Origin of the sequence: Mycolicibacterium wolinskyi, from assembly GCF_002101965.1 — a bacterium.
Taxonomy (GTDB): domain Bacteria; phylum Actinomycetota; class Actinomycetes; order Mycobacteriales; family Mycobacteriaceae; genus Mycobacterium; species Mycobacterium wolinskyi.
The window spans coordinates 66,315-90,364 of sequence record NZ_LQQA01000006.1; the positions used below are offsets into that span (position 1 = coordinate 66,315).

General features: G+C 65.9%; 22 protein-coding genes. 6 read left to right on the forward strand and 16 right to left on the reverse strand.

Annotated elements, in window-relative coordinates; translation table 11 throughout:
• Nucleotides 1-63: 63 nt before the first annotated feature.
• Entirely contained in the window at nucleotides 64-1,119 is a 1,056-nt protein-coding gene (locus tag AWC31_RS04040; RefSeq protein WP_085142946.1) for an ATP-dependent DNA ligase, read from the forward strand.
• Nucleotides 1,119-2,171 carry a non-homologous end-joining DNA ligase gene (gene ligD / locus AWC31_RS04045; RefSeq protein ID WP_085142948.1) on the forward strand — a complete coding sequence of 351 codons (1,053 nt, stop codon included), beginning with the start codon at nucleotides 1,119-1,121 and terminating at the stop codon, nucleotides 2,169-2,171. The genes AWC31_RS04040 and ligD overlap by 1 nt, the downstream gene beginning before the upstream one ends.
• Here ligD and AWC31_RS04050 read toward each other — a convergent pair.
• Together AWC31_RS04050 and AWC31_RS04055 are read right to left on the reverse strand one after the other, a co-directional pair.
• On the reverse strand, nucleotides 2,168-3,412 hold the full coding sequence (locus tag AWC31_RS04050) for an HNH endonuclease signature motif containing protein (RefSeq protein ID WP_085142951.1): 1,245 nt from the start codon (nucleotides 3,410-3,412) through the stop codon (nucleotides 2,168-2,170). The two genes, ligD and AWC31_RS04050, sit on opposite strands and share 4 nt — an antisense overlap.
• A 7-nt stretch (nucleotides 3,413-3,419) precedes the next feature.
• Nucleotides 3,420-4,118 carry a hypothetical protein gene (locus tag AWC31_RS04055; RefSeq protein WP_085142952.1) on the reverse strand — a complete coding sequence of 233 codons (699 nt, stop codon included), beginning with the start codon at nucleotides 4,116-4,118 and terminating at the stop codon, nucleotides 3,420-3,422.
• A 257-nt stretch (nucleotides 4,119-4,375) separates the two neighbouring features.
• Here AWC31_RS04055 and AWC31_RS04060 point away from each other — a divergent pair, with 257 nt between their 5' ends.
• Together AWC31_RS04060 and AWC31_RS04065 are read left to right on the forward strand one after the other, a co-directional pair.
• Nucleotides 4,376-6,643, forward strand: coding sequence for a SpoIIE family protein phosphatase (locus AWC31_RS04060; RefSeq protein ID WP_085142954.1), 2,268 nt, complete (start codon nucleotides 4,376-4,378; stop codon nucleotides 6,641-6,643).
• Nucleotides 6,643-7,833 (forward strand): metallophosphoesterase, encoded by a 1,191-nt coding sequence (locus AWC31_RS04065; protein ID WP_085142956.1) that lies wholly within the window; start codon nucleotides 6,643-6,645, stop codon nucleotides 7,831-7,833. The genes AWC31_RS04060 and AWC31_RS04065 overlap by 1 nt, the downstream gene beginning before the upstream one ends.
• Here AWC31_RS04065 and AWC31_RS04070 read toward each other — a convergent pair whose 3' ends face one another.
• The 9 genes from AWC31_RS04070 to AWC31_RS04110 form a co-directional block, all read right to left on the reverse strand.
• Nucleotides 7,834-8,655: an alpha/beta fold hydrolase gene (locus tag AWC31_RS04070; RefSeq protein WP_085142958.1), complete on the reverse strand. Its 822-nt coding sequence runs from the start codon at nucleotides 8,653-8,655 to the stop codon at nucleotides 7,834-7,836.
• A gap of 80 nt (nucleotides 8,656-8,735) precedes the next feature.
• Nucleotides 8,736-9,776, reverse strand: a complete 1,041-nt coding sequence (locus tag AWC31_RS04075; RefSeq protein WP_085142960.1) for an isopenicillin N synthase family dioxygenase — start codon at nucleotides 9,774-9,776, stop codon at nucleotides 8,736-8,738.
• On the reverse strand, nucleotides 9,773-10,213 hold the full coding sequence (locus AWC31_RS04080; RefSeq protein ID WP_234816720.1) for a hypothetical protein: 441 nt from the start codon (nucleotides 10,211-10,213) through the stop codon (nucleotides 9,773-9,775). Before AWC31_RS04080 ends, AWC31_RS04075 begins: the two co-directional genes overlap by 4 nt.
• Before the next feature lie 86 nt (nucleotides 10,214-10,299).
• Complete coding sequence (locus AWC31_RS04085) at nucleotides 10,300-11,127, reverse strand: N-acyl homoserine lactonase family protein (RefSeq protein WP_085142964.1); 828 nt, start codon at nucleotides 11,125-11,127, stop codon at nucleotides 10,300-10,302.
• A 2-nt stretch (nucleotides 11,128-11,129) separates the two neighbouring features.
• Entirely contained in the window at nucleotides 11,130-12,722 is a 1,593-nt protein-coding gene (locus tag AWC31_RS04090) for an ABC transporter substrate-binding protein (RefSeq protein ID WP_085142965.1), read from the reverse strand.
• Nucleotides 12,719-13,363: a cysteine hydrolase family protein gene (locus AWC31_RS04095; protein WP_085142967.1), complete on the reverse strand. Its 645-nt coding sequence runs from the start codon at nucleotides 13,361-13,363 to the stop codon at nucleotides 12,719-12,721. Before AWC31_RS04095 ends, AWC31_RS04090 begins: the two co-directional genes overlap by 4 nt.
• Nucleotides 13,364-14,368, reverse strand: a complete 1,005-nt coding sequence (locus AWC31_RS04100) for an ABC transporter permease (protein WP_085142969.1) — start codon at nucleotides 14,366-14,368, stop codon at nucleotides 13,364-13,366. It abuts the gene before it with no gap.
• A gap of 9 nt (nucleotides 14,369-14,377) precedes the next feature.
• Nucleotides 14,378-15,244, reverse strand: coding sequence for an ABC transporter permease (locus AWC31_RS04105; RefSeq protein ID WP_085142971.1), 867 nt, complete (start codon nucleotides 15,242-15,244; stop codon nucleotides 14,378-14,380).
• A complete protein-coding gene (locus tag AWC31_RS04110; RefSeq protein ID WP_085142973.1) occupies nucleotides 15,244-17,241 on the reverse strand; it encodes a dipeptide ABC transporter ATP-binding protein in 1,998 nt (665 codons plus the stop codon). The genes AWC31_RS04105 and AWC31_RS04110 overlap by 1 nt, the downstream gene beginning before the upstream one ends.
• Nucleotides 17,242-17,420: 179 nt before the next feature.
• On the opposite strand from AWC31_RS04110, the gene AWC31_RS04115 reads away from it, so the two are divergent.
• Complete coding sequence (locus tag AWC31_RS04115) at nucleotides 17,421-18,098, forward strand: TetR/AcrR family transcriptional regulator (RefSeq protein WP_085142975.1); 678 nt, start codon at nucleotides 17,421-17,423, stop codon at nucleotides 18,096-18,098.
• On the opposite strand, the gene AWC31_RS04120 is transcribed toward AWC31_RS04115, so the two are convergent.
• From AWC31_RS04120 to AWC31_RS04140, 5 genes are all read right to left on the reverse strand, one after another.
• Entirely contained in the window at nucleotides 18,080-18,679 is a 600-nt protein-coding gene (locus AWC31_RS04120; RefSeq protein ID WP_085142977.1) for a TetR/AcrR family transcriptional regulator, read from the reverse strand. The genes AWC31_RS04115 and AWC31_RS04120 overlap by 19 nt on opposite strands.
• Nucleotides 18,680-18,747: 68 nt before the next feature.
• Nucleotides 18,748-19,218: a GreA/GreB family elongation factor gene (locus AWC31_RS04125; protein ID WP_085142979.1), complete on the reverse strand. Its 471-nt coding sequence runs from the start codon at nucleotides 19,216-19,218 to the stop codon at nucleotides 18,748-18,750.
• A 100-nt stretch (nucleotides 19,219-19,318) separates the two neighbouring features.
• The gene (locus tag AWC31_RS04130; protein WP_085142981.1) at nucleotides 19,319-20,569 is read right to left on the reverse strand and encodes an NAD(P)/FAD-dependent oxidoreductase; all 1,251 of its coding nucleotides are present in this window, start codon (nucleotides 20,567-20,569) and stop codon (nucleotides 19,319-19,321) included.
• A gap of 104 nt (nucleotides 20,570-20,673) precedes the next feature.
• Nucleotides 20,674-22,197, reverse strand: coding sequence for a PucR family transcriptional regulator (locus AWC31_RS04135; RefSeq protein WP_085142983.1), 1,524 nt, complete (start codon nucleotides 22,195-22,197; stop codon nucleotides 20,674-20,676).
• 13 nt (nucleotides 22,198-22,210) lie between these two features.
• Nucleotides 22,211-23,407, reverse strand: a complete 1,197-nt coding sequence (locus tag AWC31_RS04140) for an MFS transporter (protein WP_085142985.1) — start codon at nucleotides 23,405-23,407, stop codon at nucleotides 22,211-22,213.
• Nucleotides 23,408-23,555: 148 nt separating this feature from the next.
• Between AWC31_RS04140 and AWC31_RS04145 the strand changes: the two genes are divergently transcribed.
• Nucleotides 23,556-24,032: a MarR family winged helix-turn-helix transcriptional regulator gene (locus AWC31_RS04145; RefSeq protein WP_085142987.1), complete on the forward strand. Its 477-nt coding sequence runs from the start codon at nucleotides 23,556-23,558 to the stop codon at nucleotides 24,030-24,032.
• Nucleotides 24,033-24,050 lie beyond the last annotated feature (18 nt).

Here is a 24,050-nt window from a genome sequence, read left to right on the forward strand (position 1 = left end):
CGGCTGGCCGATGACTTACCGACGGCGCGGCGGTCTAGATACGTGTCAACCGATAGATGCAGGATGGAACCCGTGGACTTACCAGTGCAGCCGCCGATCGAACCTATGCTTGCGAAGGCGCAAGTGAAGGTGCCCGATGAGGCAGGGGTGTGGTCGTACGAGCCGAAGTGGGACGGCTTTCGCGCGCTGGTGTTCCGCGACGGCGACGACGTGGTGCTGCAATCCCGCAACGGAAAAGAACTCGGCCGGTACTTTCCTGAGCTTCTCGACGCGCTGCGCGACGAACTCGTCGACCGCTGTGTGCTCGACGGCGAGATCGTGGTGCCGCGCGAGATCGGCGGTCGCATCCGGCTCGACTGGGAATCTCTGTCGCAACGCGTCCACCCTGCCGCGAGCCGGATCAAGATGCTGTCCGAGCAGACGCCCGCGCACTTCATCGGATTCGACGCGCTGGCGACGGGAGACCGCTCACTGGTGGGCGAGCCGTTCCGGGTACGGCGTGCGGCGCTGGCCGAGGCCGTCAAGAACAAGCAGTGGTGCCACGTCACGCGCACCACCGAGGACCCGGAACTGGGCACGCAGTGGCTCAAGACCTTTGAGGGCGCCGGGCTCGACGGCGTCATCGCCAAAAGGCTTGACGGACCGTATCTGCCCGGCAAGCGCGAGATGGTCAAGGTCAAACATCACCGCGACGCGGACTGCGTGGCGATCGGATACCGCATCCACAAGAGCGGTGAAGGCATCGGGTCGATCCTGCTCGGCCTTTACCGTGCCGACGGTGAACTCCAAATGGTCGGCGGCGCAGCGTCGTTCACCGCCAAGGACCGGCTCAAGCTGCTGGCCGATCTCGAACCGCTGCGCGAAGGCGACGAGGTGCGCGAGGGTGATCCGAGCCGGTGGAACTCGGCGGCCGACAAGCGCTGGATCCCGGTGCGGCCGGAAAGGGTGTGCGAGGTCGCTTACGACCAGATGGAGGGCAACACCGAACACGGGCAACGGTTCCGGCACGCGGTGAAGTTCCTCCGGTGGCGGCCGGACCGCGAGCCGTCGAGCTGCACGTTCGACCAGCTGGACACCCCGCTGAACTACGACCTCTACGACGTTCTGGAGAAACAGTAATGCCAACGCCCGCAATGGAACTCGACGTCGACGGGGTTAAGGTCAGGCTGACCAATCCGGACAAGGTGTACTTCCCGAAGCTGGGCAAGGCCGGCACGAAGGGCAAGCTGGTCGAGTACTACCTCAGCGTCGCCTCCGGCCCGATGCTCGCGCTGCTGAAAGACCGGCCCACGCACCTGCAGCGGTTCCCCGACGGTATCGAGGGAGAGGAGATCTACCAGAAGCGGGTGCCGCAAAAGCATCCCGACTATCTGGAGACCTGCGTCGTCACCTTCCCGTCCGGCCGCACCGCCGACGCACTGAAGGTCACGCATCCGGCGTCGATCATCTGGGCCGCCCAGATGGGCACGGTCACGCTGCACCCATGGCAGGTGCGTTGCCCCGACACCGAGCATCCCGACGAGTTGCGCATCGACCTCGACCCTCAACCCGGGACAGGTTTCAAGGAGGCCCGCACGATCGCGTGCGACGTGCTCAAACCGCTGCTCGACGAACTCGGCTTGATCGGTTACCCGAAGACCTCGGGTGGCCGCGGTGTGCATGTGTTCCTGCGCATCAAGCCGGACTGGGACTTCATCGAAGTGCGCCGGGCCGGGATCGCACTCGCCCGCGAGGTCGAGCGTCGGGCCCCCGACGCGGTGACCACATCCTGGTGGAAGGAGGAACGCGGCGAGCGGTTGTTCATCGACTACAACCAGAACGCGCGTGACCGCACCTTCGCCTCGGCGTACTCGGCCCGCAAGACCCCGATTGCCACGGTGTCGACACCGTTGAGCTGGGACGAACTACGCGACGCCGACCCGGACGACTACACGATCGCGACCGTGCCGGATTTCCTTGCCGGACGCGAGGATCCGTGGGCTGACATCGATTCCAAGAAGCAATCGCTCAAGCCACTGCTCGACATGGTCGCCGCCGATGAAGAACACGGCCTCGGCGATTTGCCTTATCCGCCAAGCTATCCCAAGATGCCCGGCGAACCGCCGCGCGTGCAGCCCAGCAAGAAGGTCGCCGAGCACTGGGACGAGCAGGGCAACCGGCGCCAGGACTAACCATCGCCGTTTGTCGGTGGTGGTTGTGGTTGGAAGGGTTCATACCACCACCAGTCGGCGCGTTCGCCGGTGGGTCCGGGGCAGGGTGGTACTGCGGGTGGGGGTGTGGTCGGTGGTTGGGCGAGTGAGCCGCCGCGCAGGGGCCGCCCGGCGTGGTCGGTGACGATGAGCCGGTCGGCGGGTCCGGTGATGGTGATTTCGCCGCGGTGGTGTGATCGGTGGTGGTGGGGGCAGACGAGGACGAGGTTGGCCAGTTCGGTGAGTCCGCCGTCTTCCCAGTGGATGATGTGGTGGGCGTGCAGGCCGCGGGTGGCGCCGCAGCCGGGCACCACGCAGCAGCGGTCGCGATGTTCCAGGGCGCGGCGTAGCCGGCGGTTGACGGTGCGGGTGGTTCGTCCTGCGCCGATGACCTGGCCGTGTTGTTCGAACCAGGTCTCGCAGGTGGCATCGCAGGTCAGATATTGGCGTTCGGCGTCGGTGAGTAGTGGGCCCAGATGTAGTGCGGCGATGCGTTTGTCGATGTCGAGGTGCACGACGACGGTGGTGTGTTGGCCGTGGGGCCGGGCGGCGACGTCGCTGTCCCAGCCCGCCTCGATCAGGCTCATGAAGGCATCGACGGTGTTCGGGAACGGCGGGGCCTGCTCGCAATTCTCGTGGTCGCGTTTCCAGTCGGCGATCTGGGCGTCGTGATGGGACTGCATGGCGGTGTCGAGTTTCGCGGCTTCGACCCGCGGCAGGGTGATGCGGTAGGTGGTGTAGTCGTCGTGGACGTCTTTGGTGATTTCGCGTTTGGGTTCGGGCCGGGGTGTCGGGTCGGGGCGGGGTTCGAGTTTGACGGCGGTGCGCAGTTGGTTGACGGTGGCGACGGCGGCCAGTTGCGCGTAGTGCGCATCGGATCCGTCGGCGGCACGTTCGGCGATGACCCCGACCTGATCCAGGGACAGCCTGCCGTCGCGCATTGCTTCGGCGCAGCGCGGGAACTCGTCGAGGCGACGCGCGACCGCCATCATCGTGTCGGCGTTGCGGGGTGTCACACCGGTTTTCCAGGCCACCAGCGCCGACATCGACCGGGCCCCGGTGGCGCCCCACAGCTCGTCACGCTCGATCTCGGCGACAATCTCGACCAGGCGCCCATCGATGGCATTGCGCTGACCGCACAACTGCGCGACCTCGCCGAACAACACCTCAAGCCGCTCGCAGGGTGACCCCTCAGCGGCCAAAGACGCTGCGGTAGTGGACATATCACCATCATCGCAGAGGGGTCCGACAAGTTCTGAGCCGCTGAGCTTTCGCGATGAACCGGATGATCAACGCTGCCAGGACGATCAGTAGGAACGGCCCGTAGAACTCCGTGTAGGTGACGCCGCGGCGCCAGTAGGCGATGAAGAACGCGAACCAGATGACGTAGCTTCCCGTGAGATGCAGTGCTTTCCAATGCCGGTACTGCATCCGGTGCGCGACGCCGTCGAATGAGGTGATCGTCATGGCGATGATGAACCCGTAGGCGATGAAGTCGACGACATAGATCGCGTGCGGCGTGTGGTCGACGCCCGTCTGGAAGCGCTGCGCGTTCAAGATGATCGTGGCGACGATGAACACGGCGTGGATAGCGTGCGATCCGGCGAAGGCGACGCCGAGATAACGACGGTTGCGCCGAATCCATTTCGTGGTCGCGGTCGGCCACAACTGGTAGAGCGATGACGCGGTGAACGCGAGCAGGAAGAGGACTGCTGAGGTGCGGGCGGTGATTCGGATCCCGAGATTGGCCCCGCCGGCACCGCCGACCGCGGTCGCGGCGATAGTGGCGAAGATCGCGATCGCGAAAACGAGAGCCCACATCAGTCTCCATCCCGACAGGGCGGTGACGATGGGACTGTTGCGCGGCGGTGCTGGGCGGCGGGGCGTGACGGCCGTCGTGTGCGCCTCGTGTGGCGTGGTCTCGGTCATGAGGGAAGTCTCGGGTGGCCCGGGGGACGCAACTACCGGGCTGGCGGGAGTCCGTCGGTAGGGCTAGCAGTAAGAGTCGGCGCGGTGTGGCCGCGGCTGCAACAGCGGTTGGCCCAGCGCTCACTATCGTGTGATGATGCGAACGTCGGCGGCCATGCCGACAGCCAGAGGTTGGGACGGTCAAGCAGTGGCGAGACCACCTCGAACGGTCCGCAGTATCGACTGCTGCCTGTTTATGAACCGATGGAGCGTGTTGCTTGACCAACCCGGAAGACCTGGTTCCACCCGGAACGACGATCGACCTCGACAACTGCGCCCGCGAGCCCATTCACATTCCCGGCAGCATTCAGCCGCGCGGTGTGCTCGCGGTCGTGCGCGAGTCCGACTTCGAGGTACGCCAGGTCAGCGCGAACGTCGATGACCTGCTCGCGCGGCCCGTCGATGCCGTCCTCGGACGGCACCTCTCAGCGCTCATGGGCGCCGACCAAGCCGCCCGCGTCGAAGGTGTCGTGTCGGCATTCCGCGATCTGCGCCAGCGCAATCCGGTCGAGTGCGTCATTGACGTCGGCGGTGAATCGCGCGAGTTCGATGTCATCCTGCACCGTGAGCCGAACGGGATGCTGCTGGTCGAATTGGAGATCGCGTACGGCGAGCGTCCGTACTCGTATCCGAACACGTACCAGGCCGTGCGCAGCTCGGTGGAGGAACTGAACCGGGCTGACACGCTCTTCGAGCTCTACGACGCGAGCGCGCGCGCCGTCCGTGACCTCACCGGCTTCGACCGCGTGATGGTGTACCGCTACGACGACAGCTACAACGGCGAGGTCGTTGCCGAGTCCAAGCGCGACGACCTCAATCCGTTCCTCGGCCTGCACTATCCGTCCACCGACATCCCTGCGCAGGCGCGGGCGCTTTACGAAAAGAACTGGCTTCGGCTCATTTCCGACGTCAACTACACGCCCGCCAAGCTCGTGCCGGCCGTCGACCCGGTGATCGGCGCACCGACCGACCTGACGTATTCGACGCTCCGCAGCGTCTCGCCCATCCACATCGAGTACCTGCAGAACATGGGTGTCCACGCCTCGATGTCCATCTCCTTGTTGCGGCACGGCCGATTGTGGGGGCTCATCGCGTGCCATCACTACTCCGGGCCGCACCTCCCGCCATTCGGTGCTCGAGCGGCAGCCGAGTTTCTCGGCTCGACCCTGTCACTGCGGCTCGTCGACCAATTCGAAGAAGACCAGCTGAACAAGCGGCTGGACACGCAGGCGGTGCTCGCGAAACTCATGGCCGCCACGATCGATGACCGCGCCCCGATCGCGGCCGCGTTGCTCGGCGGGCCCGATCTGCTCGACCTGGTGCCCGCCGACGGCGTCGTCGTCAACATCCAAGGCGAGCGACAGGTGCTCGGGACGGTTCCGCCGCCGGCAGTCGTGTCGGCCGTGATCGACTGGGCGCGCGGTGCAGGCGACGAGGTCGCCAGCAGCGAATGCCTGTCGGATTCGCTGCCCGACATCGAACTCGATCCGCAGGTTGCCGCCGGCGCACTCGTACTCGACCTGCCCGACGGGCAACATGCCGTCTGGTTCCGGCGTGAGGTCCTGCGCTCGGTGGACTGGGGAGGCGACCCGCACAACAAGGCGATCGCCATCAGCGAGGGCCTCGACGGCAGAGAGGTCCGGCTCAGCCCGCGCAAGTCGTTCGATCGGTGGCGCGAGATAGTCCGTCGACGCAGCCAACCCTGGACCGCGATCGAGAGCGAGGCCGCCGAAGCGCTGCGGCGCCATCTGGTCGAATCGCTCTACAGCCGCACACGCGGTGAGTTGCGTATGGCCGAAACTCTGCAGCGCAGCCTGTTGCCGCAGTCGATTCCGACGCCCGACAACTGGCAACTGTCGGCGCATTACGAACCGGCCGCCGGTGGTCGCGTCGGCGGAGATTGGTACGACGCGTTCGAACTTCGCGACGGCCGGTTGATCGTCCTGATCGGCGACGTCGCCGGCCACGGCATCACCGCGGCCGGCACGATGGCCCAGTTGCGAAATGCCTTGCGCGCGTATTTGTTCGCCGGTTCCACGCCCGCGGAGGCGTTGAACCACCTCAACGATTTCAGTCTCAACATGGTGTCGAGGGCGTTCGCGACGGTGCTGGCGGCCCGCGTCGATCTGAGCACCGGGCACGTCGACGCCGCGTGTGCCGGGCACCTCATGCCGTACCTGGTGGATTCGGGGTCGGCGGCAGTTCCGGCGCCACTGCGGCTGTCCCCACCGATCGGCGTCCGGGGCGTTGACTACGCGCCCAGCACGTTCACCGTCGAGCAGGGGACCGGGCTGGTCATGTTCTCCGACGGTCTGGTGGAACGTCGTGGACAGGCGATCGACGACAGACTCGACCGATTGGCCGCGGTACTCGCCGGCGCAGGCGATGTGACAGCCTCGTGGATTTCCGAGGCGATGGAATCCGCCGACGCCGACGATGACGTCACGGTCGTCACGTTGCGGCGCCGGTCGGTACCGTCGATCTGATGCAAGACACCCCGGCCGCCGAGGTCGAAACAGTCGCCCGTACGCGCCCCCGTCGCCGATGGCGCCGCCTGCTTGTCGTGGCGGCCATCATGTTGCTGCTGCTCGGGGTGCCGTGGTGGACGCTGTTGTCGTCGGGCACCCAGTGGCCTCCGGCCGTGATCAATGCCGGGACAGTCGTTTTCGCGTGCGCGTTCATCGGGCTGCCGCTGATGATGACCCTCGGCCACGGCCGTCGGCACCGGGACTCGGCGGCCGCCACCGGTGATGCGCTGCTCGGCGTGATGTGGGTGCTGTTCGTGTGGTCGGTGCTGGCCCAACTACTGAGGCTGGTGCTGTTCGTGGTCGGCGTGCCCGACCCCGATCGGTCACGGATCGTGGCGGGCGCGGTCGTGATCGTCGCCGTCGCCATGTTGGCGTGGGGTTATGCCGAAGCGATGCGAGTGCCGCGCATAAGACGCGTCGATGTCGACATCCCGAGGCTGGGCAGCGGACTGGACGGCCTGCGCGTCGCGGTGATCACCGACACCCACTACGGACCGATCGACCGCAGCCGCTGGTCGGCATCGGTGGTGGATCGCGTCAATGAACTTGACGCCGATGTCGTGTGCCACGTCGGCGACATCGCCGACGGAACCGTGGACGTCCGTGAGGCACAGGCCAGACCGCTTGCCGCGGCGCGGGCGCGGCTCGCCCGTGTGTACGTGACCGGCAACCACGAGTACTTCAGTGAGGCGCAAGGCTGGCTCGACTACATCGACGGCATCGGGTGGGACGCGCTGCACAACCGCCACATCGTCGTCGAACGCAACGGGGACAAACTGATCATCGCGGGCGTCGACGATGCGACCGCCCGGGCGTCCGGCGTTGCCGGGCACGGGGCGAATCTCGAAGCGGCGCTTGCCGGTAGCGATCCGGCGCTTCCGGTGATGCTGCTCGCGCATCAGCCCAAGCAAGTCGTCACGGCCGTGGCCGCGGGAGTTGATCTCCAGCTCTCCGGGCACACGCACGGCGGGCAGATCTGGCCGTTCAATTTTCTGGTCAGGCTCGAGCAGCCCGTCGTACAGGGGTTGAGCCGACACGGCGACCGCACCCAGCTCTACACGAGTCGCGGCACCGGGTTCTGGGGTCCACCGTTCCGGGTGTTCGCGCCTAGCGAGATCACGCTGTTGACGCTGCGCAGTGTGGGATGACTACTGGGATTTCGAGAACTCGACCAGTCGCTCGACCAATTGGGCAGGCGCGTCCTCTGGCAGCAGATGGCCTGCCTCGTCGATCCAGGTGAATCCCTGATGGGTGACCCGTTGTTCGATCCACTCCCCGTGGTGTGCGGGCAAGATCTGATCGTCGCGTCCCCACAACAAACACACCGGGATATCGATCGTGCCCAGTAGGTGCTCGTACGAGGCGGTGTCGTCTTGGTTCAGCTGTCGGTACTGCCGGTAGAACGCGGCTTGTCCGTCGGGACCCAGCCACGGCGTCAGATACGCCTCGAGGATTCCCGGGCGATAGCCCTGATGAGTGCCGTTGCGCAGGTGCGCGGTCACCAAAGCCTCATGCGCGTAGGCGGGAAGCTGTTCGAAGACACCATGGTGTTGACGGATGAGAGCGAACAGGCCGTGCTCCCAACTTCCGCCGGTGACGGCATCGAAGAGCGTCAGGTCTGAGTACGTCGCGTCTTCGAGCAACAACGCCCGAAGCACGATCGCCCCGCCGATGTCGCAGGCAACGACGCTGGGGCGATGGAGATTCCAATGACCAAGCAGCTCTGTGAAATTGCGCGCTTGGCCTGCGATGGTGAGGTCCTGACCGTCTCGTTTGTCGGACTGACCGTAACCGAGATGATCGAAGACGTAGACCTGCCGTCCGTGGCGGACGAGCGCGCCGGCGACGTCGCGCCACAGAAATGACGAGTACGGCGTGCCATGGACGAGCACGATCGGGGCCCCTTCGCCGAAGGAGTCCCAGCGCACGGCCCCGTCTTCGAGCTCAACTGACCTGGTCAGCGTCCACATAGCCGAATCCTCCAAACACCGCCCTGTCTCGACAGTAGCGGCAGTCGCGGGCACGGGTCGTAGGGCCGACAGTGAACCGTTCAGCTGCCCGCGTGCAGCGCCTGCTGACCGAACGTGCCGAGACCCACCGAACCCTCGGGCAGCGCGAGCTCACCGCGCTGTATCCGAGCACGCAGGTATGCGAACGTCTGTGCGGTCTGGGCGAAGAGATGCTCCCCGGCGCGCAGTGCGGGCCGGGTGGTTGTCATACCCTCAGTGACGAACTGCGGCAACGGTTTCACTTCTGTGAAGTAGTCGACGTTGAAGAAGAGCGGGAACGAGTATCGCTCCTCCTTGACTCGCCGGACCCGATGGCTCGTCGCGACGAACGTTCCGTTGGTCCACAACTCCAGCATGTCACCGATATTGACCACGAATGTGCCGGGAATCGGTGGCACGTCGATCCATTGGCCTGCCCCGTTCATGACCTCCAGTCCTGGGGCGGTGGGTTTGAGCAGGGTGAAACATTCGTAGTCCGTGTGCGCGCCGATGCCCTGGGAATCTTCGGCGTCGGGGTTGTACGGATAGTGGATCAGCCGCAGCTGGCTTGGTGTCTTGGTGGCATGCTGTGCGAACGTGTCAGGGTCCTCGCCCAGGGCGACCGCGAAAGCCCACAACAGCCGGTGCCCGACCGCAAGGACCGCGTGGTAGTAGGCCGTGACGGCCTCGGCGAATCCGGGCACGTCGGGCCATGTGTTGGGTCCCAGCATCGGGTTGTCTGCCAGGTAATCCGGATCGTCCGCGGGGAGGTCGAGTGCGGTGTCGAACGCCTCTTTCAAGTCCGGCGTGCCGGTCTCCAGGCCCTCTTCTCCGACCGGGACGTACCCGCGGTGACAGCGGGACAAGCCGATGTAGGAGCGCATCTTCTCCTCGATCGGCAGCGCGAAGAACTCCTTGACGGCCGACAGCATGGTGTCGAAGAGTGCCTCTGGCATTCCGGTCCCGGATATGTAGAAAAAACCCACTTCGCGTGCGGCCTTACCGATCTCGGCCGCCACCCGGCCCTGCTCGCTGCGGTCCGCCGACAGCAGCCCGCTGATGTCCACGATCGGCACCTCGGTGAAAGACGTTGCCCCGCTCACAGTTCTACTTCTCCTTCAGTCATCTTCACGTGCCACCGCACGCCGTCGATGGTCAGTTCGTCTCCCGAACGGCGCGGAGCCAGTGCGGCCCATTGCTGCCCGCCTGTCGTGCCGATCACGGCGTGGTGTCCATCGGCCCAGCCGAATTCGTTGCCGACGCGCACCAGCACGGCGGTCTGACCGTCATCGGCCTGCAGAACCAGAGACCAGCACGGCGATGCGTGCGATTCGTCACGTACCCAATGCTCGATATAGTCGGCGTGTAAGCCGACCTCGACCAAAGTGTTGCCCTCCCAACTCATCCGGCCTGCGTCCGGTGAACCGGACGGTTCGGTCGCCACCAGTCGCTGCCACTCGAACACGTCCCCGCGCTGTTCGAGGACACCGGCGAAGCCTCGGCTGTCCACGTAGCCGGTGATGCCTTGCAGCCAGCGCACACGGGACGTGGTATCGGTTGATCCATCGGTGTCTACCAGGAGCGTGCGGCGCCATAGCCCGGCGCAGTCTGCCATCCGCGCGCGGGTCACGACACCGGACCGAAGCGCTCGTGGAAGTGGCTCGTCAGCTTTGGCCAGACATGCGGATCATGACCGGGGATCAGTTGGTAACCCTTCTCTTTCGCTAGCTTCTTGAGGCGGCGAATCGGTTCCACCGTCTCCTCGGGTTGCACCCCGATGTAACCGCCGATCGCCAGTTCGTGCTCGATGTTCTCGGTGAGGTCGGCGGCGTCGAATGCGAATACGAATCCGTCGCCGCCTACCGCCTTGTCGAGTTCCACCATGAAACTCTGGTGCCCTGGGGTGTGGCCGTAGGTCGGTATCGCGGTGATGCCCGGCGCGATTTCGGCCTCTCCGTCAGCGAGTTGCCAGTCGATGCGCGGATCGTCGAAGTCGATGCGGTTGATCGCATTGTGTTCGGGTTCAGGGTGGTTGGACAGCCCGTATTCCAACTCACGTCTCTGAGCGTGCACCGGGACCTTGCCGGCGAACAGCTTCAGTCCGCCGGCATGGTCGTGGTGCAGATGGCTCAGGGCGACCGTGTGGATGTCGTCGATGTCGACGCCGATGTCGAGTAACGACTGCTCGACAGGTTCCCCAGGACCCGGAAGCACCGGGATGTACTCGACGGTCGGGAAGAACCTCCGATACAGCGCGGGATCGCGGATGAGCGCCGTGTTGAATCCGGTGTCAAGCAGCACCCAACCTCCGTCGGTCTGCAACAGAACCCCCGGCACCGGCTCGCGCATCCGAAGCTCTGGGGCCGATCCGTACACCGATACCGACTTCGGCAGCTCTTCCCAGCCGAGCGTCAGCAGGACGATTCGCCTGACCTTCCCGTCGGTGACACCCATCCTCAGCCGACCGAAAGTGCGGCGATACGAAGCGAATTCGGGTTGGACAGCGCATGAGCCTGCTCAACTCCCTTCAACCACGGCTGGGCCACGACGAAATCATCGATGTCGGCGATGTTCAGCCAGCATCCGGTCTCCTCGGCCGCCGCGCCCGCCTCGGAGTACGGTTGCGTGGCACCCGTCGGCAGCCCCTGCGCGAGCGCGGAGCTGACGCGCGGCGACGAGCAGCCCAGATAGTTGATGCCACCGTCCTTGTCCCAGGAGATGTGACCCCATGTGTAGGGCGAGGGAGCGTCCGGCCACACCGTATTGGCCATGATCTCCGGAGCGGCCTGCATGTCCGTGCCGATCCACCCGTAGATCTCCGACGTCGGGTATCCCTGCACCTTCGCGGTGAGACCCGCCGCCGCGAGCTGCGTCTGCACCAGATTTCCGATCAGCTGCATGTCGGGGTTGCTCGTGTCGTAGCCGATGGTCACGGTCTTCTGATCGGCAGGCAGCCCCGCGGCAATCTCGGAAAGTGCCGAGGGGTCATGCGTCAGAGTCTGTTTGCCCAAGTCCGACGCGAGCACGTAGGGCGGATACATCTGCGCACCGACCTTGCCCCGGCCGAAGAACGTCTGCTTGACCAGCTGCTCGACATCGATGGCGTCGAGCACGGCAGTGCGGGTGGACTGGTCGGTCATGATTCCCTTGTTCGGGTTGACGTAGAGGAACGACGCCATCATCGTCGGCAACGAGTAGTGGGAGAACTTGTCGTTGTTCAGGTATTGCTCGACCGCCGAGGACGGAAGGTCATGCAGGATCGCGGCGAGCTGACCGTTGTTGAACTGCAGCTGCTGTGCCGAGGTGTCGGTGATGACGGGCATCTCGACCTTCTCGAAATACGGTTTGGGACCCCAGTATTCACCGAAGGACGCCATCGAATAATGGGATCCGACCTGGGCATCGGTCAGGGTGTAGGGGCCAGTGCCGAGGTCGTGCGTGGTCAGATAGCTCTGCGCGAAGTCCGAACCCGCGTTCTTCTGCAGGCCGGTTGGGCTCATGATGCGCGGACCGTAGGCCGACGCAAGATAGGGCAGAAACTCGGAGTTGGGCGCCTTCAGCGTGATCGTGACGCCGTAATCGCCCTGGGTGGTGACGGATTGGATGTCTTTGACCATGTAGGCGGGACCGCCGTTGACTGCCAGCCTGCGATCGAACGAGGCCTTGACTGCGTCGGATTTGAATGGGGTCCCGTCGTGGAACTTGACCCCTTCGCGCAGCTTGAACGTGAACACCCTGTTGTCGGGTGACGCGGTCCATTCGGTCGCCAGCAGCGGCTCAAGCTCCGGCTTGTCGGTGCCACCCTTGTACTGCAACAGGCCCTCGTAGATGTTCGTCGTCAGCAGTAGGCCCTGGCCTGCGTAGTACACGTCGGGATCTGGCGGCTGCCCAGGATCCTGCAAGAACGACAAGTGCAACACTTTGTCGGTGGGGGCGGCATTTGGCACGCCGCCACTGGAATCCGAACCGCCACACGCTGTAAGGGTCAGCATCGCGACGGCACCTGTCGCGGCCACGGTCTTGAGACGCGCTGCCAGTCGTCTTCTCATCGTGCTGCTCCCTCGAGTACAGGATCGGTTGTCGTGGTGTCAGCCAGTGCTCGGAAGGCGGCGAGAATCTCGTCGCTGGTGCGGACGGCTCCGGTCTGCAGGTACTCCATGGCGTCCAACGCCGCGTCGTGCCGGTACTGCGAAGAGCCGCCCACGCAGTCCGATACCACCCGCACGTAGTAGTCGCGCTGGTGCGCGTCGGCGAACGTGTAGTGCACACACACGTCGGTGAGCCCACCGACGAGGATGAGTGTCGAGGCGCGCAGGCCACTGAGCACGATCTCGAAATCGGTGCCGATGAACCCCGAGTAGCGTCGCTTGACGATGTGAAACTCACCGGGCTCGGGCAATAGCGCCGGATGCAGTGCGGTGCCCGGCCTGCCCTCTACGCAGTGGACGCCCTCCGTGCCGTCGAGTTCGCGCCCGAAATCGATACCGCTGGGGCGGTGCACTTCTTGGAAGAACACGATCGGAATGCCTGCTGCGCGCGCGGCCGTGAGCAATTGCCCCGTCCGGTCGATCCGCTCGCTGTACCCGGGCATGTGCGGAATGCCGACGGCCTCGACCGGCATGTCACCTGACTCCTGCATGTCTACGACGACGAACACCGGGTTGCCGACGATCAAGGGCTGTGTTGGCACCTAACCTCCTGTTATTGCGATACGCGGGTCCGCTGCGGCCTGTAACAGGTCGACAGCGGTGTTGATGACGACGTAGAGGACACCGAGCATGAGCGTCACCCCAGCGATGGCGGGGAAATCCGCGACCGGAATGCTCTGCGCGATGTACTGGCCGATACCCGGCCAACCGAACACCTGCTCGATGACGAGCACACCGGCGAACATCAAGCCCACCTGCAGTCCCGTCATCGACAACGCCGCGCCCACACAGTTCCGCAGCACATGTCCGACCATGACCCTGGTCTCGGAAAGCCCTTTGGCCCTTGCGGTCCGGGCATAGTCACTGTTGGCGTCGCTCAGCAGGCTCGATCGAAGCACTCGGCCGATCGCCACTGCGGGGCCGACCGCGAGCACGGCCGCGGGCAGGATCAAATGGTGTGCCGCATCGATGACGACGTCGAATCGCCCGGCGAGCAGACCGTCCACGGTCAGCATTCCGGTCGGCCCGGCGGGTGGGTTCGCCACACCGATCCGCCCGTTGGCGGGCACCCAGCCCAGCTGCTGATAGAAGACGATCAGACCGACGATCCCGAGCAGGAACATCGGCGCCGACGCCCCGGTGAACAACACCGCTCGCAGTACGCCTGAGCCAGGCCATTTCAGTGTGGTCCCGAACGCGAGCAACGCGGCAAGAATGAGCGCCAATGCGATACCCGACAGCGCGAGTTCGAGGGTCGCCGGGAAGAAGGAACCGAGGTCGCTGCTGACGGAGTGCCTGGTCCGGTAGGAAGTGCCGAGATCGCCTTGCACGGCTCCGGTGAGGTAGTGCCAGAACTGATTGATCAGCGGCTGGTCGAGGCCGAGTGCCTGGCGCCTGGCTGCGACGGCTTCCGCCGAGGAGTTGGCGCCGAGCTGAGCCTTGACCGGGTCGAGCGGCGAAATGTGCTGCAATACGAACATCACCGCGGTCAGCGCGACCAGTATCGCCACCATCGCGGCCAGCCGGGACAAAATGAAGTTTCTCATTGCGCGCCCCTAACTGGTCTTCATCAGGTTACGGAGGCCGTCGCCGGCCAGATTGGCGATCAGCGCCAGCACCAGCACACCGACGCCCGGCATGACCGGAACCCACCACTGCTGCAGGAAATACGTCAGATTGCGCCCGGTGTCGGCGCCGAGCTCGGGTGCCGGCGCTGCTTGTCCGAGCCCGAGAAACGACAGGGAGGCCAGGGTGAGGATGAGGGTGCCGATGTCGAGGCTCGCGGCCACGAGCGCATTCGGAACCGCGCCGGGCAGCAGGTGGCGGCGTGCCAACCGAAAAGGCTTGACTCCGGCCAGCTTCGCTGCCTCCACGTGCGGCCGGGCAGCAAGCCGGGCCACTTCGCCGCGGACGAGCCGCGCGTAGAACGGCCACCACACGATCGACACCGCGATCAGCGTGTGGACGAAACCAGGTCCGAGTGCGGCGACCACGGCGATGGCGAGTACCGGTGCGGGCAGCGACAGGAACGCGTCTGTGATCCGCATGAGCAGCCCGTCGACCCAACCGCCCACCGAGCCGGCGATCAGGCCAACCAGCCCGCCGATGACCAATCCGACCGCGACCACCACCAGGGCCGCGAACCAACTGGCCCGTGCGCCGTACAGCACCCGCGACAGGATGTCGCGGCCGACGCTGTCGCTGCCCAGCACGAAACCGTGCGTGCCGGGCGCCTGCAGCGGCATTCCTACCGGGAGCAGGGGATCGTGGGGTGCGATCAGAGGTACGGCGAGCGCCATCACGGTCACCACCCCGACCGCCGACAGCGCCACCCAATCCTTCAGTCCGGCAGGACTGCTCGGCATAGCCCACCTTCGGCGTCCGGTGCGGAGCAAGGTGCCGGCAGGCAACGCGATGGCCATCAGCTCGCCTTCCGTTCGATGCATGCCACCTGGTGCGGCTGGCCGGGCGATCCCTCCAGCCGGACGTCGAGGTGATGGTCTGCACAGGTGGTCACCGCGATCGGGCAGCGCGGATGAAACGCACAGCCAACCGGCGGTGTCAGCGGGCTGGCCGGTTCACCGGCCAGGACCGGTGAGTCACGGCCGAGGTCGGGGATGGAATCCACGAGCGCTCGGGTGTACGGATGGGCGGGCCGGTTGACCACATCGTCGGCCGGACCGATCTCGACGATTCGGCCCAGGTACATGACGGCGATGCGGTCGGCGACCACGCGGGCGACCGAGAGGTCATGGGTCACGAAAACAACTGACATTTCGAGTGTTTGGCGCAGCTCGCCGATCAGGTTCAGCACCGACGCGGCCAGCGACACGTCGAGTGCGCTGGTCGGCTCATCGCACAACAGGACCGAGGGCGGCACGACCGTGGCACGGGCCAGCGACACCCGTTGTCGCTGTCCTCCAGACAACTGGCCGGCCCGGGATTTCGCGATGTCTGCGGGTAACCCCACGCGCTCCAGCACCTCGGCAACCGCGGTCTGCCGTGCGCTGCGCGATGTGGACCTTTCGCGCAACCGCTCGGCGATCAGCTCACCGACCGATAGCCACGGGGTCAACGACGCACCGGCGTCCTGAAACACCATCTGCGGACGTCGGGTGTCCGCCAGCTTGACCGATCCTGTGGTCGGCTTCTCCAATCCAGCGATCACGCGCAGCAAGGTCGACTTGCCCGACCCGCTCTCACCGACGAGGGCAACCGATTCGCCGATGCCGACCGTCAATGAAACCCCGCGCAGCGCTTGCAGTTTCCCGTGCTCGCCGGCCTTGCGATCGCGCCTGCGATGTTTGACGACGAAGGTTTTGGTGATGTCGTGGACGGTGACGGCGGATTTGCCGAACGCCGCCTCATTCTCGTCGACAGTGGCTGCGTCGGAACTCGCCGACTGGCCACCCAATTCCGCTGCCACGGTGTCGCGGGTCAGCACGCACGCGCTGACCCGGTCGGGTGCCACGATGACCGGCTCAGGAGGAGCGATCTCACAGGTCGGCGTGGCCAGGTCGCAGCGCGGTGCGAATGCGCAGCCTGGCAGCGGGCTGACCGGACTCGGCACCGCGCCGGGCAGAGTCACCAGCGGGCGATGCCGCGGTGTCTGCAGTGTCAGTCGAGAGCGCAACAGGCCGTGGGTGTACGGATGAGCGGGGTTGTCGAGAAGATCTGCGGTATAACCGATCTCGGCGATCCGACCAGCGTATAGCACCGCGATCCGGTCGGATATCTGTGCGGCAACTCCGAGGTCGTGGGTGATCAGCACGATGCTGCAGCCGATGTCGTCGCGCAGGCGCCGCAGCAGCCGCAGCACTTGTGCCTGCACGGTCACGTCGAGCGCGGTGGTCGGTTCGTCGGCGATGATCAGATCGGGATTGCCCGCGACCGCGATGGCTACCATCACTCGCTGGCGCAACCCGCCGGACAGCTCGTGCGGATATGCCCGGAGTCGCCGTTGAGGATCAGGAATACCCACCGAGGCAAGAAGTTTGAGTGCCGCTTCGACGCTTCCGGCGGCTTCGGCGACCTGTTTGCCGATGCGCATGGTCGGGTTCAGCGACGTCATCGGATCCTGGAATATCGCGCCGAGGTCCAGCCGGCGTACCCGGCGCAACGCCGTCGAATCAGCGGTCAGCATGTCGGTTTCACACACTCGGACCGAGCCGCTCGTCGCGGCCTCAGACGGCAGCAGCCCCAGCATGCTGAAGCCGAGAACGCTCTTACCCGAGCCGGATTCGCCTACCAATCCCAGGATTTCGCCGGGCGAGATGTCAACCGAGACTCCCCGAAGCGCTTTCACATCGCGGCCGGCCCTGCGGAACGTGACGTGCAGGTCGTGGACCGACGCGACCGGTCCGGAATCTGCTGCGTCATTGGCGCGTGGTGCGTTGACCTCGGTGATTGTGCCAGTCATCCGATCTCCTGCTCAGGACCGCCTGTCGAGTGACAGTTTTCAACGCTCGCCGTCCTCGTTGGTGTCGCAGGCGTAACCAATGCAATTCGGCGCGTAACCGGTCGATGTCGCATGTTTCTGTCGCGTGACAGATACCGTCGGCCTTGGAGTTTCACGGGCACCGTAGGCACGATGGGGCAATGGCGATCACTCGTCCGGGGCGTCCGCGGCTGATCACCCAACGTCGGCCCGGCTCCACGGCCCGCGACGAAATACTCGACGCCGCAGGGGAACTGTTCACAACGTTGGGCTATACCCGAACCTCGACGCGGACGATCGCGGAGGCGGTGGGTATTCGTCAGGCCTCGCTCTACCACTACTTCAAGACAAAAGACGACATCCTGTGCGCATTGCTGAGCCAGACGGTGCAACCGACGTTGGCGTTCATCCCGGCTCTACGGTCGGCCGAACCGATGTTGTCCGACGCCGAGCATCTGCATGCGCTCGCGGTGTTCGACGGTCGTCAACTCCTGAGTGGCCGTTGGAACCTGGGCGCGCTGTACTTGCAACCCGAACTGCGCGAAGCGCGGCTTTCGACCTTCTGGACCGATCGTGAGCGCCTGCGGCGGCACTACCTCGCGCTCAGCCAGGTCATCGCCGCCGATACGGGTGTGCACGAGGCCGCAGCCGACCTGCCGTTCCGCTTGGTGGAGTCGTTGGTCAACATGTGGTCCATGCCGCCCGGCCCACAGCGGTCCGAACTGCCGCACCACGTCGCGGACGCGTGCATGCGGGTGTTGGGTCTGTCGGACGCGGCGACGTCGTCACTGCGGGAGCGGAGCCGTGCTGATCTATCCCGCTACGCGCCCGAGGGCTGAGAACCGGTCCGCCCGGTGGTCCCCAACATCAAATCCAGGAAACGCTCGTGGCGGTCGGACGTCGCGAGCTGGGCCGTGGAGTCGATCAAGTGCAGCATCCCGATTCCTGCCGCGAAGGTCGACTCGGCGCGCAGTCGTGCTTCCTCGGGGCTGAAGCCGTAGTCGAGGTAGGCCTTGCTCACCGCGACGAGCACGCGGTGGTCAGCAGCGCGGATGTTGGCCGCGGCCACATCGTCGGAGCGCGCCCACTCCCGCATCGCGCGTTCCAGGGTCCAGTGTTGGGGGCTGACCAGCGCCTCCATCATCTTCGACAACCGCTCGCGCGGCGGTAGATGCTCGATCTCTGCCAGTGAGCGACGGTCGTTCTCCAAGAATGAGTTCCACGACGCCACCAGGGCCGAGCGGTAACCCTTCATGTCGGTGAAGTGCCAGTAGAAGCTGCCACGGGTCGCCCCGATCTGCTCACACAGCCGTTCGATCTTGAGCGCCCGCAAGCCGTCGGTGGCCAGCAGTTCGTAGCCTGCCTGCAGCCAGTCGTCGGCGGTCAAGCTGCCGGGCGCGCCGCGGCGGTCACCTGCCATCCGATCAGATTAAGGCGCGTGGGCCGCGTCGCGCCCGGAACCGGGACAGCCAGGCGAAGAAGGCCTGGCTACGCGGTGAGATCGGCGGGCTGGTGCAGCCCGTAAGGCATTGCCGCCAGCAGGGTCACGGCGATCAGAGCACCGCTGGGCGCCTCGTACGTGCGCTGTTCGCCGGGGCGGGCGCCGACGATGGCGCTGCCCAACGGGGATTGCACCGAATAGACCTCCATGTCGGCGTATTCGGCGCCGCGAACACCGAGCAGGAAGGTCTCGGTCTCGCCGGTCTCGTCGTAGCGCACGGTCAAGACCATGCCGGGTTCGGCGATTCCGTCGTCGGGCGGGTCCTCACCCACGACGGCGTTGAGCAGCAGGTCATGGATGTGCTGGATGCGGGCCTGGCGGGCGCGCTGGATCGCCACCTGGTTCTCATCGGAGTCCTGGGCGGCCTCCGTCGCGATGAGGTCGCGCAGGGTGCTCAACTCCTCCTGGAGCCGCTCATTTGCTTGCGGTGACATCCAAATGCGTTGGCTCGTAGTCATTTCTGGTCCTCCTATGGTGCAGGATGGTTGTCGTCAGGGGCGGGACTGTGCACCGCCCCCGACGACGGGTGTGCCCGTTGCGGGCGTGGCGTGTGAATCCCTAACGGAGCGGGTTGAATTCGCGCAACATTTCGGGTTGTTTGCCGGTGGTGAGGTATTCGGCCAACAGTCGTCCCGTGACCGGGCCATGCGCCAGGCCCCACATCCCGTGTCCGCCTGCGACATAGACGCCACGGGCCACCTCGCCGATCAACGGCCGCCCGTCGGGCGTGACCGGCCGCGGCCCCACCCAGACGTCGGTGCGCTCATCCCAGCGCACACCGTCGAGCAGCGGGGCGGTCGATGCGACGATCGCACCGACGCGGGCAAGCTGCAGCGGCTCATCCGGTGCGCGGAACTCCATCGTGCCTGCGATCCGGAGCTGACCCTGATACGGCGTGCAGGCGACCCGCACGTCGGGCAGATACATCGGTGCCGGCACGGGACGGTCGACGGGCACGGTGAACGAATAGCCACGTCCGGCCCGCACCGGGGTGCGCACCCACCGGCCCACGAGGCGCGACAGCCACGCCCCGGTGGCGACGACGACGGCGTCCGCATGCAGCGACTCACCTCGCAGGTGCACCCGGACACCGGCACCGGACGGCTCGACGTCGGTGACCTCGCCCGTGCGGATCGTCGCGCCCCGCGCGGCAACGGAATCCGCGAGCCCATGGACGAACCGGCCGGGATCGACGTAGCGCTGGCCTTCGATGTTGATCCCCGCGGTGATGGCGTGGGAGGCGAGCGGAACCTGTTCGCGCAGCGCATCTCCGGAGAGGCCGGTCACCGTCACCGTCTGGCCGATGGCGGCCATCCGGCGCAGTTCGGTCATCAGATGTTCGGCCCGCTGAGCGTTCTCGAACAGTGCCGTGATCGGCCCGTCGGTGGTGGGCACCGCCACGCCGTTGGCGGTCAGGACGTCGTAAGCCTCGAGGCATTCCTCGTTGAGCGGAAGGTTGGCCTTGGCCGCGCGGTTCCACGAGGAGAGCCGGCAGTTCAAGGCGAACCGCGTCAGGAAGGACCACAGCCCGACATCGGCCGTGACCGGGATGTGCAGCGGAGCCGTCGGGCTGAGCAGTGAACGCAGGCCGTACCGCAGCACACCGGGATCGTTGAGCGGGATCGTGAGCGTCGGCGACACCCAGCCCGCGTTGCCCCACGACGCACCCGCGGCCACGCCGGTGCGATCGACCACGGTCACCTCGACCCCGCGCTCCTGCAGGAACCACGCAGTCGACAAGCCGACGATGCCCGCACCCACGACGATCGCCGAACGCGGTCCGCCGTCAATCCGATCGACGCCGACCATGACGCCACCTCCACACCCGAAGTTGTCTGAACTTCCATGGTGCGGGCGATCGTCGCCGGACCGTTTGCGCCCGGTCGACAATCAGAGCGAGGTGACTTGTCGGTTTACGACAAATCCTCGCTGGCGGCCAGTTCGATCATCATCGCGAGCCGTTTGCGGGCATCGTCCAGATCGAGGGTCGTCACTTCGGCCATCTTGCGGAGCCGGTAACGCACGGTGTTCTCGTGCACGCCCAACTCCCGGCCCGCTTCGGCGAGGTCGCCTTGCGCCTCCAACCAGGCCCGCAGCGTGTGCGCATAGTGGGTGCCGTTGGCCCGGTCGTGTTCGCGCAGTTCGGCCACCGGGCCGCGCTTGGGTGCGCGGCCCGACTGCGCGGCGATGCGGAGCCGCTGCAGGAGGATGTCGTCCCAGGCCTCGTCGTAGACCGGGACGGCGCCACCGCGTCGCACCTCGTGCAGCGCCAGGCATTCGTCGGCCTCGCGACGGGCCAGCACCAGTTCGGCTACCGTCGCCGGGCCGCTGACCCCGGCGAGGACCGTGACCGGTTCGGGCAGTGCGGCGCGCAATCCAGCCGCCCAGGCTCTGGCCGCCGCGGGCTCGGCGCCGGGCAGGACGGTGTAGACGGTGTTGCCCGCGAGCGCGCTACGGCCGGGGCGCGACCACCCGAACCCGGCCGTGGCCCGCTCGAAGGCCAGCAGCAGTGCGGCGTGCCGTTCATCGGTGGTGTGGGCCCGCAGCGCGATCACCCGCAGCGGCGTCTGCGGCAACGCCAACCTGCTCGCCACCGTCGTCGCATCGGCGGCGCCCTCGAGCAGCCGGATCACCAGTTCGGATTCGACTTGTCGCTCCAAATCGGCGCTTGCTCGCGAGCGCAGCAGATGCATGGCGACCATGCGGGCACCGTCGGCGAGTGCGTCGCGGCGTCCGTCGCGCAGCGGTTCGGCCGATGCCACCCACACCGACCCCAGCAGTTCCCGGCCGGCGCGGGCGGCCACCACCATCCGCCCGGTCAGGCCATGGTCGGCATCGCCGTCGACGAACATGGGATCGTCCGATTCGGCGAGGTGCCGGAACACGCCGCGCTCGGCGAAGACCGCCCGCAGCCGCTCGGGTGCCTGGCGGCTGAGGATCGTCTCGGCCCGCGCCGGGTCGGCGTGCTGCTGCAGCCGCGAGTACGCCAACACGGCCGAATGCCGGTCCTCGATGGTCACCGCGCCACCGACCGCCTCGGCGAGACTGTCGGCCAGTGCGAACAAATCCGTTGGGCCCCGGCCGGATTCGGTTTCCCGGCCTTCGAGCACGAGGCCGTAGACCACGGCCGCGAGGTCACTCCACGACACTTCCGGATCCACCGCCATGACGGCGATGCGATCCGGTTCACCGGGTACGGTCCCGTCGTCGGGTTCGGCATCGCTGCGAACCAGCACGACCACGGCCCGAGCCGCCGCCGCCCATTCGATCGCCTCGGCCGCGGAGGCGGCACCGACTGCGAGCAGGACGTCACCGATCACCTGGCCCGGTTCGTGCATCACGACGCTGCGCAACTCCGTCGACCGCGACGTCGAGCAGTACTGCAGGTGGACGCCATAGCCACCCAGCACGTTGATCAGCCGGTCCAGTGTGACCACGGATCGAGCGTAGTCAGGCAGCCGTCGATCCCATGGCGGCCGGGCACGTCCCTTCGGCATGCGTCGCCCCGGTGCGATCGAGTGCGGTGGCGCCCAGCAGCACGACCAAACCTACGACGGTGACAATAGCGCCCATCCAAATAGGGGAGGTATAGCCGAATCCCGCAGTGATGGTCAGACCGCCGAGCCAGGCACCGAGGGCGTTGCCCAAGTTGAACCCCGCGATGTTCGCGCCTGAAGCCAGCGTGGGTGCGTCGGGCGCGTAGTTCATGATGCGCATCTGTAGGCCGGGGACCGAGGCGAATCCGAAGACGCCCATCAGAAACACTGCGAAGACGGTCGCGCCCTTGTACTGAGCGGTGGCGGCGAATCCGACAAGAATGACGGTCAACAGCACCAGGACCCAGATCAGCGTCGCGGTGAGCGCACGGTCGGCTGCCTTGGCGCCGAACGTGTTTCCGACGAGCAAGCCCAGCCCGAACAAGGTCAGCAGCCAGGGAACGCTCGATGTCGCGAAGCCACTGACCTCGGTGAGCGTGTAGGCGATATAGGTGAAGGCGCCGAACATGCCGCCGAAGCCCAGGATCGTGATGGCCGCCGACAGCCACACTTGTGGGTGTCGGAAGGCGCCGAATTCACCGCGCAGACCGCCGTAGTTGTCACGCTTGATGTCTGGTACGAGTACCGCAATGCCGACCATCGTGATGGCGCCGATGATGGTGATTGCCCAGAACGTCGAGCGCCAGCCCAGCTGCTGACCCAGGAACGTCCCCAATGGCACGCCGAGCACATTGGCGATCGTCAGGCCTGCGAACATCATCGCGATCGCACTTGCGCGCTTGTTTTCGGGAACCAGGTCTGCCGCGACAACCGAACCGATCCCGAAGAAGGCGCCGTGACATAGGGCTGCGACGATGCGTCCGCCGAGCATTACCTCGTAGGTCCCGGCAAGCGCCGACATCAGATTTCCGGCGATGAAGAGCACCATCAATCCAAGTAGGACGCGTTTGCGGTCGAAGCGGGTGACGGCCGCGGTCACCACGACGGCTCCGATTGCCACCGCGAGCGCATAGCCGGAGATGAGGCGGCCGGCGGTCGCCTCGCTGACCGCGAAATCGGCGGCCACCTCCGGCAGTAGTCCCATGATGACGAATTCGGTGAGACCGATCCCGAACCCGCCAAGTGCGAGGGCGAGCAGACCCAATGGCATGGCAGACGTTTCCCTTCGACAAATTACAGCGTGAGCTGATTGCAGGCGTCTGCACTAGTTGCACACGCCTGGTAAATAATGTTGCATGCGCCTGTTATCCGCGCAAGCTGGTAACGTGTGACGTATTCGATGCAAGGGGAGTTGTGGCGTGGGGATTGCCGATGACGCCGTAGAGGTTCGAGCTCAAGGCTGGCGGACGCTTGCGGCATTGCACGGCGCCCTTGATGCCGACTTGGAGCGCGCACTGCAGCGCGGGCATGAACTCTCGGTGGTGGAGTACACCGTTCTCGATGCCTTGAGTAGGCAGGACGGTTGGCACATGCGGATGTCTCAACTCAGCCGCGCCGCAGCTCTCAGCAGTAGCGCCACTACCCGCCTGGTCAATCGGCTCGAAGAACGTGGCTTACTGACGAGGATTATCTGCGCTGACGACCGGCGTGGGATCTACACCGAGCTCACGGTCGCCGGCCGTGAATTACTTGACTCCGCCCGTCGGACGCACGATGTCACCCTGGAGGCATCGCTGGCCCGCGCGACCGAGGTCCCCGAACTGGCCCCGTTGGTCCACGCGCTGACCAATCTGTATGCGTCCTCAACCGCGATGGCCCCGGCGAACGGCGCGTAGCGAGCCGGTCACCGGGGC

Bases quoted from the DNA above. Each gene is read 5' to 3' on its own strand.
- AWC31_RS04100 (WP_085142969.1), bottom strand. From the start codon at position 14,368: ATGAGAAACTTCATTTTGTCCCGGCTGGCCGCGATGGTGGCGATACTG.
- AWC31_RS04105 (WP_085142971.1), bottom strand. From the start codon at position 15,244: ATGGCCATCGCGTTGCCTGCCGGCACCTTGCTCCGCACCGGACGCCGA.
- ligD (WP_085142948.1), top strand. From the start codon at position 1,119: ATGCCAACGCCCGCAATGGAACTCGACGTCGACGGGGTTAAGGTCAGG.
- AWC31_RS04115 (WP_085142975.1), top strand. From the start codon at position 17,421: ATGGCGATCACTCGTCCGGGGCGTCCGCGGCTGATCACCCAACGTCGG.
- AWC31_RS04070 (WP_085142958.1), bottom strand. From the start codon at position 8,655: ATGTGGACGCTGACCAGGTCAGTTGAGCTCGAAGACGGGGCCGTGCGC.
- AWC31_RS04055 (WP_085142952.1), bottom strand. From the start codon at position 4,118: ATGACCGAGACCACGCCACACGAGGCGCACACGACGGCCGTCACGCCC.
- AWC31_RS04065 (WP_085142956.1), top strand. From the start codon at position 6,643: ATGCAAGACACCCCGGCCGCCGAGGTCGAAACAGTCGCCCGTACGCGC.
- AWC31_RS04090 (WP_085142965.1), bottom strand. From the start codon at position 12,722: ATGAGAAGACGACTGGCAGCGCGTCTCAAGACCGTGGCCGCGACAGGT.
- AWC31_RS04140 (WP_085142985.1), bottom strand. From the start codon at position 23,407: ATGCCATTGGGTCTGCTCGCCCTCGCACTTGGCGGGTTCGGGATCGGT.
- AWC31_RS04130 (WP_085142981.1), bottom strand. From the start codon at position 20,569: ATGGTCGGCGTCGATCGGATTGACGGCGGACCGCGTTCGGCGATCGTC.
- AWC31_RS04120 (WP_085142977.1), bottom strand. From the start codon at position 18,679: ATGGCAGGTGACCGCCGCGGCGCGCCCGGCAGCTTGACCGCCGACGAC.
- AWC31_RS04050 (WP_085142951.1), bottom strand. From the start codon at position 3,412: ATGTCCACTACCGCAGCGTCTTTGGCCGCTGAGGGGTCACCCTGCGAG.
- AWC31_RS04085 (WP_085142964.1), bottom strand. From the start codon at position 11,127: ATGGGTGTCACCGACGGGAAGGTCAGGCGAATCGTCCTGCTGACGCTC.
- AWC31_RS04110 (WP_085142973.1), bottom strand. From the start codon at position 17,241: ATGACTGGCACAATCACCGAGGTCAACGCACCACGCGCCAATGACGCA.
- AWC31_RS04040 (WP_085142946.1), top strand. From the start codon at position 64: ATGGAACCCGTGGACTTACCAGTGCAGCCGCCGATCGAACCTATGCTT.
- AWC31_RS04125 (WP_085142979.1), bottom strand. From the start codon at position 19,218: ATGACTACGAGCCAACGCATTTGGATGTCACCGCAAGCAAATGAGCGG.